Origin of the sequence: Blautia sp. AF19-13LB (genome assembly GCF_003479105.1) — a bacterium.
Taxonomy (GTDB): Bacteria; Bacillota; Clostridia; order Lachnospirales; family Lachnospiraceae; genus Fusicatenibacter; species Fusicatenibacter saccharivorans.
In genome coordinates, this window is the sequence record NZ_QUGO01000007.1 from 126,914 (window position 1) to 142,477 (window position 15,564).

General features: G+C 51.2%; 17 protein-coding genes and 1 riboswitch. Of the genes, 9 read left to right on the plus strand and 8 right to left on the minus strand.

The window, feature by feature from the left end; all coding sequences use genetic code 11:
• Window positions 1–120: 120 nt before the first annotated feature.
• The 7 genes from sufU to DWX32_RS08960 form a co-directional block, all read right to left on the minus strand.
• Entirely contained in the window at window positions 121–549 is a 429-nt protein-coding gene (sufU, locus tag DWX32_RS08930; protein ID WP_055267877.1) for a Fe-S cluster assembly sulfur transfer protein SufU, read from the minus strand.
• Window positions 539–1,756, minus strand: coding sequence for an aminotransferase class V-fold PLP-dependent enzyme (locus DWX32_RS08935; RefSeq protein ID WP_118659664.1), 1,218 nt, complete (start codon window positions 1,754–1,756; stop codon window positions 539–541). Before DWX32_RS08935 ends, sufU begins: the two co-directional genes overlap by 11 nt.
• Window positions 1,743–2,801 (minus strand): SufB/SufD family protein, encoded by a 1,059-nt coding sequence (locus tag DWX32_RS08940; RefSeq protein ID WP_118659666.1) that lies wholly within the window; start codon window positions 2,799–2,801, stop codon window positions 1,743–1,745. Before DWX32_RS08940 ends, DWX32_RS08935 begins: the two co-directional genes overlap by 14 nt.
• Window positions 2,802–2,814: 13 nt before the next feature.
• On the minus strand, window positions 2,815–4,221 hold the full coding sequence (gene sufB / locus DWX32_RS08945) for a Fe-S cluster assembly protein SufB (protein ID WP_118659668.1): 1,407 nt from the start codon (window positions 4,219–4,221) through the stop codon (window positions 2,815–2,817).
• Between the two features lie 30 nt (window positions 4,222–4,251).
• Window positions 4,252–5,004 (minus strand): Fe-S cluster assembly ATPase SufC, encoded by a 753-nt coding sequence (gene sufC, locus DWX32_RS08950; protein ID WP_055217927.1) that lies wholly within the window; start codon window positions 5,002–5,004, stop codon window positions 4,252–4,254.
• A 175-nt stretch (window positions 5,005–5,179) separates the two neighbouring features.
• A complete protein-coding gene (locus tag DWX32_RS08955) occupies window positions 5,180–6,502 on the minus strand; it encodes a sodium-dependent transporter (RefSeq protein ID WP_055217929.1) in 1,323 nt (440 codons plus the stop codon).
• A gap of 88 nt (window positions 6,503–6,590) precedes the next feature.
• Complete coding sequence (locus DWX32_RS08960; RefSeq protein ID WP_117761482.1) at window positions 6,591–7,430, minus strand: helix-turn-helix domain-containing protein; 840 nt, start codon at window positions 7,428–7,430, stop codon at window positions 6,591–6,593.
• Between the two features lie 231 nt (window positions 7,431–7,661).
• On the opposite strand from DWX32_RS08960, the gene arfA reads away from it, so the two are divergent.
• Together arfA and DWX32_RS08970 are read left to right on the plus strand one after the other, a co-directional pair.
• The gene (arfA, locus tag DWX32_RS08965) at window positions 7,662–9,161 is read left to right on the plus strand and encodes an arabinosylfuranosidase ArfA (RefSeq protein WP_117801108.1); all 1,500 of its coding nucleotides are present in this window, start codon (window positions 7,662–7,664) and stop codon (window positions 9,159–9,161) included.
• 80 nt (window positions 9,162–9,241) lie between these two features.
• The gene (locus tag DWX32_RS08970) at window positions 9,242–9,541 is read left to right on the plus strand and encodes a hypothetical protein (RefSeq protein WP_118594421.1); all 300 of its coding nucleotides are present in this window, start codon (window positions 9,242–9,244) and stop codon (window positions 9,539–9,541) included.
• Window positions 9,542–9,733: 192 nt separating this feature from the next.
• Here DWX32_RS08970 and DWX32_RS08975 read toward each other — a convergent pair whose 3' ends face one another.
• Window positions 9,734–10,336 carry a folate family ECF transporter S component gene (locus DWX32_RS08975; protein ID WP_022461732.1) on the minus strand — a complete coding sequence of 201 codons (603 nt, stop codon included), beginning with the start codon at window positions 10,334–10,336 and terminating at the stop codon, window positions 9,734–9,736.
• A 67-nt stretch (window positions 10,337–10,403) separates the two neighbouring features.
• Window positions 10,404–10,503, minus strand: a riboswitch (THF riboswitch).
• A gap of 92 nt (window positions 10,504–10,595) precedes the next feature.
• Between DWX32_RS08975 and DWX32_RS08980 the strand changes: the two genes are divergently transcribed.
• The 7 genes from DWX32_RS08980 (at window position 10,596) to DWX32_RS09010 (ending at window position 15,564) form a co-directional block, all read left to right on the plus strand.
• On the plus strand, window positions 10,596–10,916 hold the full coding sequence (locus DWX32_RS08980; RefSeq protein WP_005933190.1) for a helix-turn-helix domain-containing protein: 321 nt from the start codon (window positions 10,596–10,598) through the stop codon (window positions 10,914–10,916).
• A gap of 19 nt (window positions 10,917–10,935) precedes the next feature.
• On the plus strand, window positions 10,936–11,751 hold the full coding sequence (locus tag DWX32_RS08985; RefSeq protein ID WP_118659670.1) for a hypothetical protein: 816 nt from the start codon (window positions 10,936–10,938) through the stop codon (window positions 11,749–11,751).
• A 129-nt stretch (window positions 11,752–11,880) separates the two neighbouring features.
• Window positions 11,881–13,200: an SUMF1/EgtB/PvdO family nonheme iron enzyme gene (locus tag DWX32_RS08990; protein WP_243037570.1), complete on the plus strand. Its 1,320-nt coding sequence runs from the start codon at window positions 11,881–11,883 to the stop codon at window positions 13,198–13,200.
• On the plus strand, window positions 13,193–13,927 hold the full coding sequence (locus DWX32_RS08995; protein ID WP_118659674.1) for a 3'-5' exonuclease: 735 nt from the start codon (window positions 13,193–13,195) through the stop codon (window positions 13,925–13,927). Before DWX32_RS08990 ends, DWX32_RS08995 begins: the two co-directional genes overlap by 8 nt.
• Before the next feature lie 5 nt (window positions 13,928–13,932).
• Complete coding sequence (locus tag DWX32_RS09000) at window positions 13,933–14,688, plus strand: spore cortex-lytic protein (RefSeq protein WP_118659676.1); 756 nt, start codon at window positions 13,933–13,935, stop codon at window positions 14,686–14,688.
• Window positions 14,685–14,936 (plus strand): DNA-binding protein, encoded by a 252-nt coding sequence (locus DWX32_RS09005; protein WP_118607963.1) that lies wholly within the window; start codon window positions 14,685–14,687, stop codon window positions 14,934–14,936. Before DWX32_RS09000 ends, DWX32_RS09005 begins: the two co-directional genes overlap by 4 nt.
• Window positions 14,908–15,564: a host-nuclease inhibitor Gam family protein gene (locus DWX32_RS09010; RefSeq protein WP_118607899.1), complete on the plus strand. Its 657-nt coding sequence runs from the start codon at window positions 14,908–14,910 to the stop codon at window positions 15,562–15,564. Before DWX32_RS09005 ends, DWX32_RS09010 begins: the two co-directional genes overlap by 29 nt.

Sequence of the window (15,564 nt, forward strand, 5' to 3'; positions counted from 1 at the left end):
CAATGATTGATTCACTTTGGTTAGTCTTTACTAACTGTAATTCATTATAACTAATTTTTTGAAAATTGCAAGTGGGTAAAGTGATACTTTTTCTCAGAAATGCAAAAAGTTTTTCTGTTCTTATTTTTCCTGTTTAAATGCCTCTTCCAGCGTATGCCATCCAAGCACTGCACATTTCACTCTTGCCGGCATGTGGGAGATGTCCTTCAGTGCACCAGCCTCCTCGAGTTTGTCAATCTCCTCGTCGGATGCTTCTCCTTTGATCATGCGCAGAAACAGATTTCCCAGGCGCAGTGCCTCGTCCTTCGTCTTTCCGATGATCATGCCGAGCATAATGTCCGCCGATGCCTGCGAAATCGCACAGCCGTCGCCCACGAACGCACCGTCCGTGATCACATCGCCGTCGACTTTTAATTTCAGCCAGATATCATCGCCGCAGCTTGGGTTGACGCCCTCGAGTACGATGTCCGCATCCGGCAGATCATGCTTGAATTCCGGACGCAGATTGTGCTCCGTCAAAATTTCGTTATAAAATCCTCTACTCTCCATAGCCCATTCTCCTTCTGATTGTGGATACACTTTCGATCAGTGCATCAATCTCTTCCGGTGTATTATAAAACATCATGCTGGCTCTTGTCGAACTTCGGACGCCAAGATATTCCAGAAGCGGCTGTGCACAGTGGTGGCCTGCCCGCACATCGATGCCGTCAGAAGAAAGAATTTCGCTCACATCGTGCGGATGCACGCCGTCAATCGTAAACGAAACGATGCCCGTATGGTTGGCCGGATCTTTGGAACCGAGGATATGAACGTACGGCAGCGCGCCGAGTCCTTCCATAGCACGTTGCGTCAGTTCCAGCTCTTTTTTCTGGATATAATCAAATCCTTTTTCCTGCAGATACCGGATCGCTGCGGCCAGCCCCACCGCACCGGCTGCATTTACCGTTCCCGCCTCAAATTTCTGCGGAACCGGTGCAAAAACGGCTCCGTCGCGGTGAACGGAATCGATCATCTCGCCTCCGGTTAAAAACGGCGGCATTTTTTCCAGCAGTTCCAGTTTTCCATACAGACAGCCGATTCCCATCGGGCCCATCAGCTTATGGCCGGAAAAGGCGAGAAAATCTGCATCCAGCGCATGTACGTCGACCGGCATATGCGGAACGCTCTGGGCGCCGTCCACAACGACAACGGCTCCCACGCGGTGCGCCATCTCCGTGATTTTCTGGAGCGGATTCACGCAGCCGAGCACATTCGATACCTGCGCAACAGCCACAAGACGTGTTCTCTCATTAATGCCCTTTTGGAGCTCCTCATCGGTCAGCTCGCCCTCACTGGTACATTCCAGATAATGGAGCTTCGCCCCAGTCATACGCGACACCATCTGCCACGGAAGCAGATTGCTGTGATGCTCCATGATTGTTACAGCGATCTCGTCGCCTTCCTTTAAAAAGTTCAGGCCATAGCTGTATGCCACAAGGTTCAGGCTTTCCGTTGTATTCCGGGTAAAAATAATCTCCTCCGGCTCTTCTGCATGAATAAACTCCTGTACGGTCTTTCTTGCCTCCTGATAGCTCTCCGTCGCCTCCAGGCTTAAAGGATAGAAGCCTCGCAGAGGATTTGCATTTTTCTGTTCGTAAAATTCCTGTACTGCAGCAAGAACGCATGACGGGCGCTGTGCCGTCGCCGCGTTGTCCAGATAGATCGTGTCCATTTGCTGCAGAAGCGGGAAATTTTTTCTGATGTTATCTGTTGTCACGGTCAAGCACCTCCGCAAGCTGTGTTTTTACTTTCTGTTCGATGTCCGCATCGCCGATCTTCTGGATTTTTGCTTCCAGTTTCGCCCGCGCTATCGTATTTTCTGCCTGTGTACGGTCCATGCCGCGCGCACCGAAGTAAAACAGTGTCTCTTCATCGAGTTCTCCGATTGCCGCGCCGTGGCTTCCCTGTACGTTTTCCTCTGCACAGAGGATCACAGGAATCGTCTTGTTGACTACATCATCGCCGAGCAGCAATACCTGTTCTGTCTCTGCTCCGACGGAATCTGCCGAACCGCGCACAAAGTCGATTGTGCCGCGGAAGATCTTTTCCGCCGCATCCATCAGCGTTCCGTCTGCCTGGATCGTGCTCTCGGTTACTTTTCCGAAGTGGCGCACATTCAGATTGACATCAAATTTCTGCTGATTCTGCAGAAGATAGCCGATTTCTGCCTGCAGTGATGCGTGATCCTTCTGCAGTTCGGTCCAGATACCGTCATAGACATCGCCTTTTCCGACAACGACCTGTAAAAGATCCAGTGCACCATTTTCCTCGCAGATGCATCCGACATCATTTAAAAGCTCCTGTTCCTCACCGCGCATCATCACCTGCACGAGCCGGATGCGGCTGTTTTTTTTCGCGTAAAGTTCTGTCCGCACCGCGAGCTGTCCCGCTGCCTGTGCCGGTTCAAATACCTCGAAAACGGTAAGGGAAGCTCCCTCTTCTGCCGCCGCGCGGATCTTTCCGGATGAAACCTTCTCTTTTCCCTGTCCGATGGAAAGCGTGACCTGTTTCGTCTGCCCCTCCTTTGCAGAGACACTCCAGTTTTTCGTCTGCTCCGGTGCAAAAAGGACATCCGTCTCTTTTCCTGCCCCGGTATTCATAGCTTCCGGAAAACCCGTTATCTCATCATCCGCAGACGGCTCTTCCGCGCAGATTTCACACGGCGCACCCGCCGCCCATTTTACTTTTGTATCATTTAATCCCAGCCAGTACCATGTTTTCGATGGAAGCTGGTTGATTTTCATGCTGTTCTGTTCTTCCATGTGTCTGGCCTCCTTATCCAATGCTGCCCTTCATCTCGAGGCGGATCAGATTGTTCATCTCCACCGCATACTCCAGCGGCAGTTCTTTTGAAACATCATCCGCGAATCCGCTGACGATGCACGCTCTCGCATCCTCTTCCGTCATGCCGCGCGACATCAGATAAAAGACGGCTTCATCGCTGATGCTTCCGATCTGTGCTTCATGGCCGATGTTCGCATCTTTTGTACGGATATCCATCGCCGGAATCGTGTCCGACCGGGAGATGTCATCGAGCATCAGAGACTGGCAGGAAACGGCTGATTTCGTGTTCTTTGCCGCTTTTGTTGCAGAGACTGACGAACGGAAGGTGCTGATGCCTCCGTCCTTCGAGATCGATTTCGTGTTAATATAGGAACTCGTATCCGGCGCGCTGTGGACAACCTTCGCTCCGGTATCGAGATTCTGGCCCTTACCGGCGAACGTGATGCCGGTAAATTCCATCTTTGCGCCTCTTCCTTTCAGCACGCTCATCGGGTACAGGTAGGAAACGTGGGAGCCGAATGAACCGGAAACCCACTCGATTTTTCCGCCCTCCTCGACCTGCGCGCGCTTCGTGTTCAGGTTGTACATATTCTTCGACCAGTTTTCAATCGTAGAATAACGGAGTCTTGCATTCTTTCCGACAAACAGCTCCACACATCCGGCATGGAGGTTGGCCACATTGTATTTCGGTGCGGAACAGCCCTCGATAAAGTGAAGGTCCGCGTCCTCATCGACAATAATCAGCGTATGCTCGAACTGGCCTGCGCCCGGCGCATTCAGGCGGAAATACGACTGCAGCGGGATTTCCACGGAAACCCCCTTCGGCACATAGACAAACGAACCTCCGGACCAGACGGCTCCGTGCAGTGCGGCAAATTTGTGGTCGGTCGGTTTCACCAGTTTCATAAAGTGTTTCCGCACCATATCCGCGTACTCACCATGCAGCGCACTCTCCATATCGGTATAGACAACACCCTGCGCCGCAACTTCCGCGCGGACGTTGTGATAGACCAGCTCCGAATCATACTGTGCGCCCACGCCGGCGAGTGATTTCCGCTCTGCCTGCGGGATGCCGAGACGCTCAAACGTATTTTTGATGTCATCCGGCACATCGGACCACTTTGCTTTCATTTTGGTATTCGGGCGGACATACGTTACGATGTCATCCATGTTCAGAGCCTCGATCGACGGACCCCAATCCGGAATCGGCATCTGGTTGTAGATCTGTAAAGAACGCAGACGGAACAGCTGCATCCAGGCAGGGTCTTTCTTCTCATCCGAAATTTTCTGTACAATTTCCGGCGTCAGGCCGGCTTTTACTTTATAGGCATCCTTTTCATCGTCTTTGAAATCATAGATGCTTCGGTCAATATCCTCTACATAACTTTTTTCTCTCACAGCGTTTTCATCCTTTCTGTACCTTCGGTTTTACGCCAGTGACTTTTCGTATTTTCCAAATCCGTCCCGGTTGATCTCCTCTACAAGAGATGCATCGCCAGTTTTGACGATTTCACCTTCCACCATGATGTGGGTCTGATCCACCATCAGCGATTCCAGAATCTTCGTGCTGTGCGTGATGATCAGAAGACTTCCTCCGCATTTTCTGCGGTATGCCTCAATTCCGGCAGAAACGGTGCGGACCGCATCGACATCCAGGCCGGAGTCGGTCTCATCGAGAATGGTAAGGGACGGCTCGAGCATCAGAAGCTGCAAGATCTCGGCTTTCTTTTTCTCACCGCCGGAAAATCCGACATTCAGATCACGGTCTGCATACGACGGATCCATCTGCAGAACTTCCATTGCTTTTTCCAGTTCTTTCCGGAACTCAAACAGACGCATCCGTTTGCCGGTCTTTAACTCGACGGCGCTGCGGATAAAAGAGCTTAAGGTTACGCCAGGCACCTCAAGCGGATTCTGAAACGAGAGAAACAGTCCCATTTTGGCGCGTTCATTGACCGGCTCTTCTGTGATGTTCTTTCCCTGGAACCAGATTTCGCCGCGTGTCACGTTATATTTCGGATTGCCGAGCAGCGTATTGCCAAGCGTCGACTTTCCGGTACCATTCGGTCCAAGCAGCACATGCGTCTCCCCTTTTCCAATCGTAAGATTGACGCCGTGCAGGATCTCTTTTTCTTCTACATTTACCGTTAAATCTTTCACTGTTAAAAGATTTTTTCCCATATTGATATCCTCCTTATTTTGCTTCGAGGTTAAAATCTCTGTTTTCGCCTCCGATTGTAGATCTTTTTTCCGAGTATTTCAATCGGATTTATATATTTGAAAAATTTTATCAAAAAACGCACCTGCCGCCGGATTTTTTTTCCGCACGACAGGCGCGTTTTCTATCAACATCGTTTCAGCCGATTCCGCCCAGCACGATTCCGAGAATCAGAACCAGCACACAGATCGGCACGTAGATATATTTGCAGATCGGATAATACAGATCCGTGAATTTGCTGCTTCTTCCCTTGTCTACCTGGGACTGCACATACTTCTTTCCGCAGATCCAGAAGAACATGACTCCGGCAAGGCCGGCGCCGAGCGGGCAGATGTAGATCGACAGAACATCCATCCACTGGGATACAATGCCCTGGATCAGAAGAGATACGACCACACCGATAACCCCGATCACACCGCAGGCTGCTACTCTTCCGAGATGAAATTTTTCCTGTACCGTTGCAATCGGTGCTTCGTACAGGTTAATCAGAGAGGTAAGGCCGGCAAAAAAGACAGCGACAAAGAAAACGATTGCGATCAGCGCGCCACCCGGCATAGACTTTATCAAATTCGGAAGGAAAATGAACAGAAGTCCAGGTCCTCCTGTATTTAACTGTGCTCCCGTAGTTGCCATCGCCGGGATAATAACCAGCGCAGCAAGCATAGCAGCGAGCGTATCAAAAAATGCTACTCTTCCGGCGGCGGCCGGAATATTTTCTCCATCTGACAAATAGGAACCATAGATCAGTGTTCCGTTTCCGGCTACAGACAGGGAAAAGAATGCCTGACCAAGTGCAAAAATCCAGGTCTTCGGATCTGCAAGTGCTTTTGGTTCCACACGGAAAATATAACGGTATCCATCCGCTGCACCGGGCTGAAAGGCAACATAGATACCAAGTGCAACAAACAGGAGAAAGAAAACAGGCATCAGCACCTTATTGACCTTCTCAATTCCCTTACCAACACCAAATGCCAGAATGACCATCGCAACCACAAGAGCTACGATCTGCCAGAAATTGTTTCCAAACGCAGATGCCATGGATTCAAACGCTCCGGCAAAATCCTCTACGCTCACAGCTGACAGTGTCTTTCCGGTAAAGGTTCCGATCATGTACCTGAAAATCCACCCCATGACAACCGTATAACCGATCGCCATTGCCAGGGAACCCAGCACCGGAATCAGACCAAGCGCCTCTCCGGCTTTTCGTTTTCCTTTCGTTTCACATGCAAAACCGAACGCATCAACCGGACCGGATCTTGTGGCACGGCCAAAACTCATCTCCCCGCTCACACCGGTAAAGCCGATCAGTGCAACGAACAGGAAATACGGAATCAGAAAGGAACCTCCTCCGTACAAGGAAACCCGGGTAGGGAACATCCAGATGTTGCCCATTCCAACTGCAGAGCCGATGCAGGCCAGGATAAATCCCCACCGACTGTTAAATGACTCTCTCTTTTTCATACTGCTCTCCCTTTTTCTTACTTTTTCTGAAGATATCATGGCCAAAGTACCTTTTGACTCCAACATCTTCTGAATATTTTATCATAAGCTATTGGGAAAAGCTATAGCATTTCTCATCTTCCTGCAACTTCACTTTATATTTTATGCTTTTTCCGCCTTGCTGCTGCCATTCCCGCGGAGAACATCCGCAGTGGCGTTTGAAATAGCGGCTGAAATGAGACAGATTGGAAAAACCGCAGATTTCCGCGGTCTGTCCGATGGAAAGTGCCTGATTTGTCAAAAGATTTTTCGCCTTGTCGAGCCGTACTTCAATCAGATCGCTGTGCGGGGTGCTGCTGAAAAACTGTTTATAATAAGAATAAAACTGGCTTTTTTCCATATTGGCCATCTGGCAAAGCTTTTCTGTCGTCCAGCCTTTCTCATAATGGCTCAACATCTTAAGGCGCAGCTCCTGGAATTCCTGATACAGTCCGGCCGGCTCCTCTGCCGCTTTCTGGTACAGCCGCATACCGCGCGATGCCGTAATCATCATCTGACGAACCAGTGCTTCCTCATATTCCACTGCGTATGGATCTTTCACAATATATTCCCTCTGCAAAAGGCGAATCAGCTCATCAATTGCTTCCGTATTCTGTGGATAAAAAACAGCATTCTGCGGAATTCCATACGTTTCACCCAGATTCTTACCGCACCAGAAATGGACATAGCTGTTGCGAAACTTCTGAACAGCCTGATAATGCTGCTCGTGATCCGGCGTGTAAAAAAGGCAGGCATTTTCCTGTGCAATGAAAAACGCAGTTCTGTCATACACCTTCATCGGCGTTTTAAACAACAGAAACAGATAGTCCCCGCTGCCCTCCGGCCGATATATCGTCTCATAATCGGCGTTGGATCTATTATATTCACAAATATGAACTGAAAATTCCATTCTTCTCGTTTCCCCTTTTCTTTTCTTCTCCCTATTTTACCGCAAAACCGGAAAAAAAGTCAAATTTGCCGGACAAAAATCTCTGGTTTTTTTCTATCTTCCTGTTAAAATTGAAACTATCCAAAGCGAAAGCGAAACGGTGGAATAAAATCATAGACACGCCGGTGATCCTTTGTTTTTCTGGATCGTGTCTGAAAACGAACATTTCTTTTAACAGGAGGATTTTTAAGTATGAAAAAAGCAGAGATTATCATTGACAAATATTTTCTCACCGGAAAAGTTGACAAACGAATCTTCGGTTCCTTTATCGAGCACCTGGGACGCGCCGTTTACGAAGGCATCTATCAGGAAGGAAGTGCTCTCTCCGACGAGCAGGGCTTCCGAAAAGATACCCTGGATCTTGTCAAAGAGCTTCAGGTACCGATCGTCCGTTACCCGGGCGGAAACTTTGTCTCGGGCTATCACTGGGAAGACAGCGTAGGTCCGAAAGACAAACGGCCTGCAAAACCGGATCTTGCCTGGGGCGTGATTGAGACAAACGAATTCGGTCTGAATGAGTTTGCGGACTGGTCGAAAAAAGCCGGCAGTGATATTATGATGGCCGTTAACCTCGGAACCCGCGGACCGGAGGATGCCAAAAATGTGCTGGAGTACTGCAACTTCAAGGGCGGCACCTACTACAGTGATCTGAGAAAATCCCACGGTTACAAAGATCCACACAACATCAAACTCTGGTGCCTCGGCAACGAGATGGACGGACCGTGGCAGATGGGACATAAGACCGCTTCTGAGTACGGACGTATTGCAGCAGAGACTTCCCGTCTGATGAAATTCATGGATCCGACGATTGAAACTGTTGCCTGCGGAAGCTCCAATCTTACGATGCCAACCTTCGGTTCCTGGGAATATACGGTTCTGGACGAATGCTATGATGAGGTGGATTACCTTTCTTTACACCAGTACTACGGAAATTATGCAAATGATACTGTCGATTTCCTGGCAAGCTCCAAGGGCATGGATGATTTCATCTCCGGTGTAGTTGCGATCTGTGATGCAGTCAAAGCGAAAAAACACGGCAAAAAGCAGATTAACCTTTCCTTCGATGAGTGGAACGTATGGTATCACAGCAATGAGCAGGATCAGAAGCTGGAGAAATGGGTACGCGCACCGCATCAGCTTGAGGATGTTTACAACTTTGAGGATGCACTTCTCGTCGGAAGCATGCTGATCACACTCCTGCGCCACGCAGACCGTGTCAAGATTGCCTGCCTCGCACAGCTTGTCAACGTTATCGCTCCGATCATGACATCCGATACCGGTGCATGGCGTCAGACGATCTTCTATCCATACATGCATGCAAGCGTATACGGCCGCGGAACCGTCTTAAATACACAGGTTCTGACACCGGTTTACGAGAGCAAAACGTACGGCGAAGCTCCGTATCTCGATTCTGTCTGCATCTGGGATGAGGAAAACGATGCACTGACCATTTTTGCAGTCAACAAGAGCCTGGATGAGGATATGGAGGTTTCCTGCGATCTGCGTCAGTTCGAAGGATGTCGTCTGGCTGAGCACATCGTGCTGACAAACGACGATATGAAAGCGGTCAACACCGAAGCAGATCCGAACCACGTTGCTCCGACCCATTCCGATGCTACCAAACTGGAGAATGGAAAAATGCACACCGTTCTTGGAAAACACAGCTGGAATGTGATCCGTCTTACAAAATAATGGAACCGTATAAGGTATGGCCTGAAAAACAGAACATCTGAATTTTTCATCCAAACATATGCATAAAGGAGTTTTATTTTATGGCACAGGCATATTTATTTGTTCATTTTCGGGAAAAAACAACACCGGACGGCGAACAGGTTTATTTCGGCATAAGCCGCGATGGTTTCCACTGGGAAGCTGTCAACGACGGCGTTCCGGGTGCCGGCCAGGGATATGTGCCGTTTGTTGCAGACAGCCTTGCTTCCGGAAAATTTGTTCGTTCTGATGCTTCCTTCTCGTTCCCATACGGCTACAAGCATGGAACGATTCTTCCGATTACAGAGGAGGATTACGAGCGGATCAAAAACCAGGACTGGTCAGATCACGGATATCAGTAAAATCGCTGTCCGCCTGATGGGATTTTCATACAAAAAGAACTGCGGCAGGCTTCCTTTTGGGGAAGTTCCTGCCGCAGTTCTTTTTCGCTTTTCTTTTCCGACAAAACCCATCCGCTTCCTTTTTGTTCTGGCGGACAGTACCTTTTCTGCAGATTGGTAAATGTATCGTTTTGATGGTGTCTGAATTTTTCTTTATCTCTGTGCCTGTGCAGCGGTTCTTGCATGGAACATGCGGAAGACGCCGGTCTGCTCGATCAACTTCGTCAGGCTATAGAAAATGATGGAATCGATCGGCCACATAATCAGGTTCTTTAAGGCACGTGCCGGAAGAAGCACCATGATTCCTTTTCCATACAGCATGCTGATCCACAGGGTGTTCAGCAGTACGTTGACAGTCAGCATAACGATGAACTTGGCTGCAAGCACACGTTTGATGGTCAGTTTTTTGCGATAGTAGAAGCATCCATACATAAAAGATGCCAGCATCGCATTAAAGGTGAATCCGAAGAAGAACGGGCCGCTCGGTTTCAGGAAGTATTTTACGACATCAAGAATGCCGGAGAAAAGACATCCTGTCACTGGTCCGAACAGGTAATCGACAAGGCGGTTCGGGATTCCAGAAAATCCGATGCGGACATAAGGTCCGATATCAATCGATGCTACCTGGTTCAGAATCATCGCCAGCGCTGCGAACATGGCACAGGCTGCGAGGGTTGTGACTGCTTTCAGCTCTTTTGCTGACTGCAGAAACATGTTTTTTGTTTCTTTTGCTGTTTCATTTGCATTTTTCTGCATAAAAAAATTACCTCCTTTACAGATATCTGACTACAATAGGAGATAATCTCTTGTCTCTATCTTCTGTTGCAGCGAGATGCAATTCATATACCGCAAGATTTTCTCTTTTCGTCTCCCTGGCTACTCTCTATCCTGGGAGCACTTTACGCATATGAACTTACTCTGCAGTTGTTTTTGTCCTGCTCATTATATAGTAAAATCCCCTTGATTTCAAGAGGATTTTACATTTTTTTCTAATTTTCGGAAAAGATAATATTAAATGCGAAAGGAAGCGAAAGCCTCCGGACGCATTATTTTTTTACCTGAAAAGCACAGAAAGAGAGGTGAGAACGTGCGAAACTACCGATATTTGACATTCGGCGACCGCGAGAAAATCGAGACGGAATACGCAGCCGGAGGACGTCCGGCCGACATTGCGATCGACCTCGGCGTCCATGTGGCGACTATCTATAAAGAACTGAAAAGAGGCGACACCGGCCAGCTCGACAAGAACATGCGCCGAGAGTATAGCGCCGAACTCGCCCAGCGCCGACTCATTGAGAGCTTTAAGTGCCGCGGGCGAAAATCCCCCACTATATAAAAAAGAAAGGAGCGACAACATGGCAGCATTACACGAAATAGCTCGGCAGTACGCCGAAGAAATCCGCGACGGTATAGCGTGGGTGATTATATGGAAAACTGGCCGAAGCTGGCACGCTGAAAGCGTCTGGCTCAACCAAGACTCTGACACCTTCGAGCTGGAGGATCTGAGCACTGCCACCGAAATTCTGGAGCAGGATCCGAACGCTGTCATGGTGAACGGCTACTACTGCGGGCACTTCGGCGAGAACATGACGATCGCAGAACTGGAGGCCGGTATTCTCTGGCACTACGAAGGCGGCCGCAATCTCCTGAAAGACTCGACGGCCTTCCCTCCTGAGCCGATACCACGTCCGGAAAACCTCCCGGCAGATATTCCATGGTACGGAAAGGAAACCACCGAGGAACCGGATCCCTATATATTCGACGGCTACATGAGCGTCGAGGGCTACGAGAAACGCCAGCAGCTCATAGCTGCGGATCAGGCGCGAAGCGATCCACTCCCGGACGAGCCGCCACCAGAACCTCAGCACACAGAGCTCACGATCCAGATCGGCCCACCTGCCGCCACTGCCCTGCTCGGCGCTCTCGCCGACGCAATAAAGGCAGCAGCTCACGCAGTCCGGCAACTCATGGACGAGCTCGCGGAGCGGTTCCGGAAGTTCCGGCAATACGCAAGAAAGGCCGTGGACACTTTTGTGGACTCCCTACTATATAGAGCCAACACCCACCCGAAATGGTGGCACCTATACAAACACGCACGGAAATGGAGAACCCGGAAGAAATACAAGCGGCTGCTTATGAGGCAGCTATGCAGCAGGCTGACCGCTGGATAGGAGGTGATCCCATGAACGACTCGCGAAACCTAAGCGGGCCCGTACTCATGCCCAGCGCGACGGCTGCCGCTATGAAGTATGCCAAGAGTGCGGGCTGGACTGGAATGTAAGCAAGCAGGCGGTGATCCCGTGGTACGGCTACAAGTGCCCGATCTGCCGCAGCAAATACAGAAAAGGAGCAAAACTATGAGAAACGAAGTAATTTACGACAAAAACGGGCGCCCGGACATTATGGTGGTTTTTACCCCGTCCGAGCTGGGACTCCCTGACACCCTGAGAGGCCGCAAGGTTAAGGAATACGCGATCAGCAAGTACCAGAACACATTGATCGACGGCGTTCCGTACTCTCTCCCATTTATGAAACCGGCTGTGAATATCAACCACGACGAAGCGATCCGCCTCTGCGAGAGCAAGGGCGAAGGCTGGCACCTGATCACTAACGACGAATGGGTGGCTCTCGGCTTCTGGAGCTGGGACAACGACACCATGCCGACCGGAAATACTGCGAGCGGCAAAAGCCACAGCCACCCAGAACAGACCGGCACTACATACGAAGGAAGCTGCGGCAAGACGTTGACCGGATCCGGCCCGGTTCAGTGGAATCACGACGGCACGGCCTACGGTGTAGCTGACATGAGCGGTAACATCTGGGAGCACGTCGGCGGCGTTCGGTTTATGGACGGTATGCCGCAGGTGATCCCGAACAATGGCGCAGCCTATGGCGCGGATCAGTCCAAAGACTCTCCAGAGTGGGAGGCAATCTACACCGAGGACGGCGATCCGGTTTACTACAACGTACACAACGGCGAGATCACACTCCAGCCGGTACACCCGGACGGCACCGACTATGACGGCGTAAAGTTCACGGATCTGGAAGTTCGCAGCGACATGGACGCACCGGACAGGCTGAAAGACCTCGGCCTCTATCCTGCCGACGACTACGAAAGCGACGAATACTTCTGGCTCGACTCTAACGGCGAGCGGGTTATTTATCGCGGGGGCGGCTGGGACAACGGTGCGTACGCTGGTGTGTTCTACCTCAACGGCGGCAACTCCCGCGGCATTGCGTACACGAACGTCGGCTTCCGTGCCGCTTGCGTTCGGTTTATCTGCGACTCTGACACTCTGGACGATCTGGACTCTGACAAGAAGCAGCCAGAACCAAAAAAGCGTAGCATTTTAGCTCCGGACTTTATCGGACGGATCAAGCAGGCACTCGCCCGGCAGTTTCAGAAGCTCTACGAAGCCGCACACGGCGAGGATCCGGAAGGCTTCGCTGAACTGGCCGAGAAGGCAACAGACGAAGAACTCGCCAAGGCTGCAAAACTCAGCGCCACACTGGCTCAGGTGAACGCAGCCGTGGATATGTACGAGCTGACCGCTAAGCAGTTAAAGCTCGCAGCCACAACCTCGATCACAATCAAAACGGAGGTGAACGACCATGAATGAGCTCCGGGACATATTCACGAAATACAAAGCAGTCGTATTTTTTGACACTGAGACAACCGGGCTCGAAGCTGAAAGCTGCCAGATCATTGAACTGGCAGCGATCAGAGTCGAGAAAACCGAACGGGTCACCCTCCGCATGGCCGACAGCGCCGACGTGTTCGTGAAGCTGCCGGAAGGTGAGCGGATCCCTCAGAAGATCGTCGAGCTAACAGGAATCACAGACGAGCAGCTCGAAAACGAAGGAATCACCGAGGCTGAGGCTGCCGCTCGCTTCACTGAGTTGATCGGCGGCGGCCGCGTCCTTCTGGTAGCCCACAATGCACAGTTTGATCTCCTGTTTACTGCTGAAATGCTCCGGAGACACGGAAACGGTGGCCCGGAAGCCCTGAAAGCTGCCGACTATCTGGACAGCCTAACCGTTTACAAAGACCGCCGGGCATATCCTCACAAGCTGGCGAACGCGATCCTCACCTATAAGCTGGAGGACAAGGTTCAGAACTCCCACAGAGCGATCGACGACGTGGCGGCACTGTTTGAGGTGTGCAAGGCCATGGACGCGGAACGCTCCGATCTTCTCAGTTATGTGAACGTGTTCGGATATAACCCGAAGTATGGAGTAAGTGGGAAACGGATCGAAAAGGTGGCCTACTGGCCACAGAATTTCAACAAATACATGCAGGCTCCGAGCTATACGCTCCCGGCCAAACTCAGACAAAGAAGGAGGTAACAGAAATGCGAAGCAGCTCGCTGAAAGTATACAGCCCGGTGGAATACACCGGGTACAAAGAAAAAAGAAGCGGCCACCCGTCGGAACCGGGAAGCCGCACAGGCAATCGAAAAACCACGCGAAAGCCTAAGCCTATTTTATACCGGCTGCGCCGTTTTTGCAAGCGCCTGAACTGGAAAAGGATCGGCGGGCTGGCAGTCACCACAGTGGTGATCGTGTTCGCAGTACGCGGCGCCGTGGGTATGTTCTCGGAACACACCCAGACAAAAAACGCCCCGACCGCAACCAGCAGCCCGGCGGCCGAAGAACCTCAATCCTACGTTTTCTACTACAAAGACGGGCAGGCCGTAAACTGGGAGGACGTCACAGACGCATGGGCCGCAGAGGCAGGATTCCAGAAGCGCTACACTCTCACCGACGCCGAGCGACTGGAGATCGCTCAGGTGCTCACAGCCGAAGCCGGAGGCGAACCCTTCGCCGGAAAGATCGCAGTAGCTCAGTGTATTCTCCAGACCTGCGAGGACGAAGGGATCCGGCCGGACGAAGCGCTGCGCGTGTACGCATATAGCAAGCGCCGACCGGAGCCGACTCAGGAAGCCCTCGAAGCCGTGCAGGACGTGTTCGACTTCGGGATCGTGGCAACGACCGAGCCGATCAAATACTTTTACGCTCCCACTCTCGTGGACAGCGAGTGGCACGAGTCCCAGATCTATGTAATGACCATTAACGGACACCGATTTTTTAAGGAGGCAACCGAATGAATAACGAAAACAAGCCAAGCGTGATCGCAGAGCTCACGGCTGCACTTGCCAGCATGGCGGAACGTGCCGCCGCTGCTGAGGCCGAAGCCGAGCAGTACAAGAAAAGCTCAGGCGAGTGGTATCAGTTTTTCACCAGCAAAGACAAGGAACTGAGAGACACGCAGGCAGAACTCCAGAAAGCCCTCGAAGCTCTGGAAGCAAAGGAAGGAGAACAGAACCATGGCAACGACAAAGAAAGCAATAGCTGAGGCCGAACAGGCCGCAGAAATCAAAGAAGCAACCGCAGCACCTACCGCAGAGCCGGAAGCTCCGGCCGTAACACTGGACGAGCTGGAAGGCATGGACATGAACATGTTCGATGTGGAGGAAACCGAAAGCGCTCCGCATCCGGTATGGCGTATCACTGACGACGGCTGCGCCGACTGGGCCTGCCAGAAAATCGCAGAAGAAAAGGCTGAGCTCGACCGGATCACCTCACTGGCAGACAGCCAGATCGAAAAGATCCAGCAGCGCGTCGAGGCAGCTCAGCGCAGATATGAAAACGGCACCCGTTTTCTCACCGGAAAGCTCGCGGAATACTTCGAGACAGTTCCACACAAGACAACCAAGACAAAGCACAGCTACCGCCTTCTCTCCGGCACTCTGGTGAAGAAAATCGGCGGCCGCACCATGAAACAGGACGACGACGCACTGCTGGCCTACCTGAAAGCCTCAGACAACGAGGACATGATCCAGACCACAGAGAAACCAAAGTGGGGCGAGTTCAAGAAGCGGCTCGAAATCGTAGGAGGCCAGATCGTAGACAAAACCACCGGCGAGCTGGTGGAGGGCGTGCAGATCATTGAAAAGCCGGACACCTTCACGGTGGACGTGTAA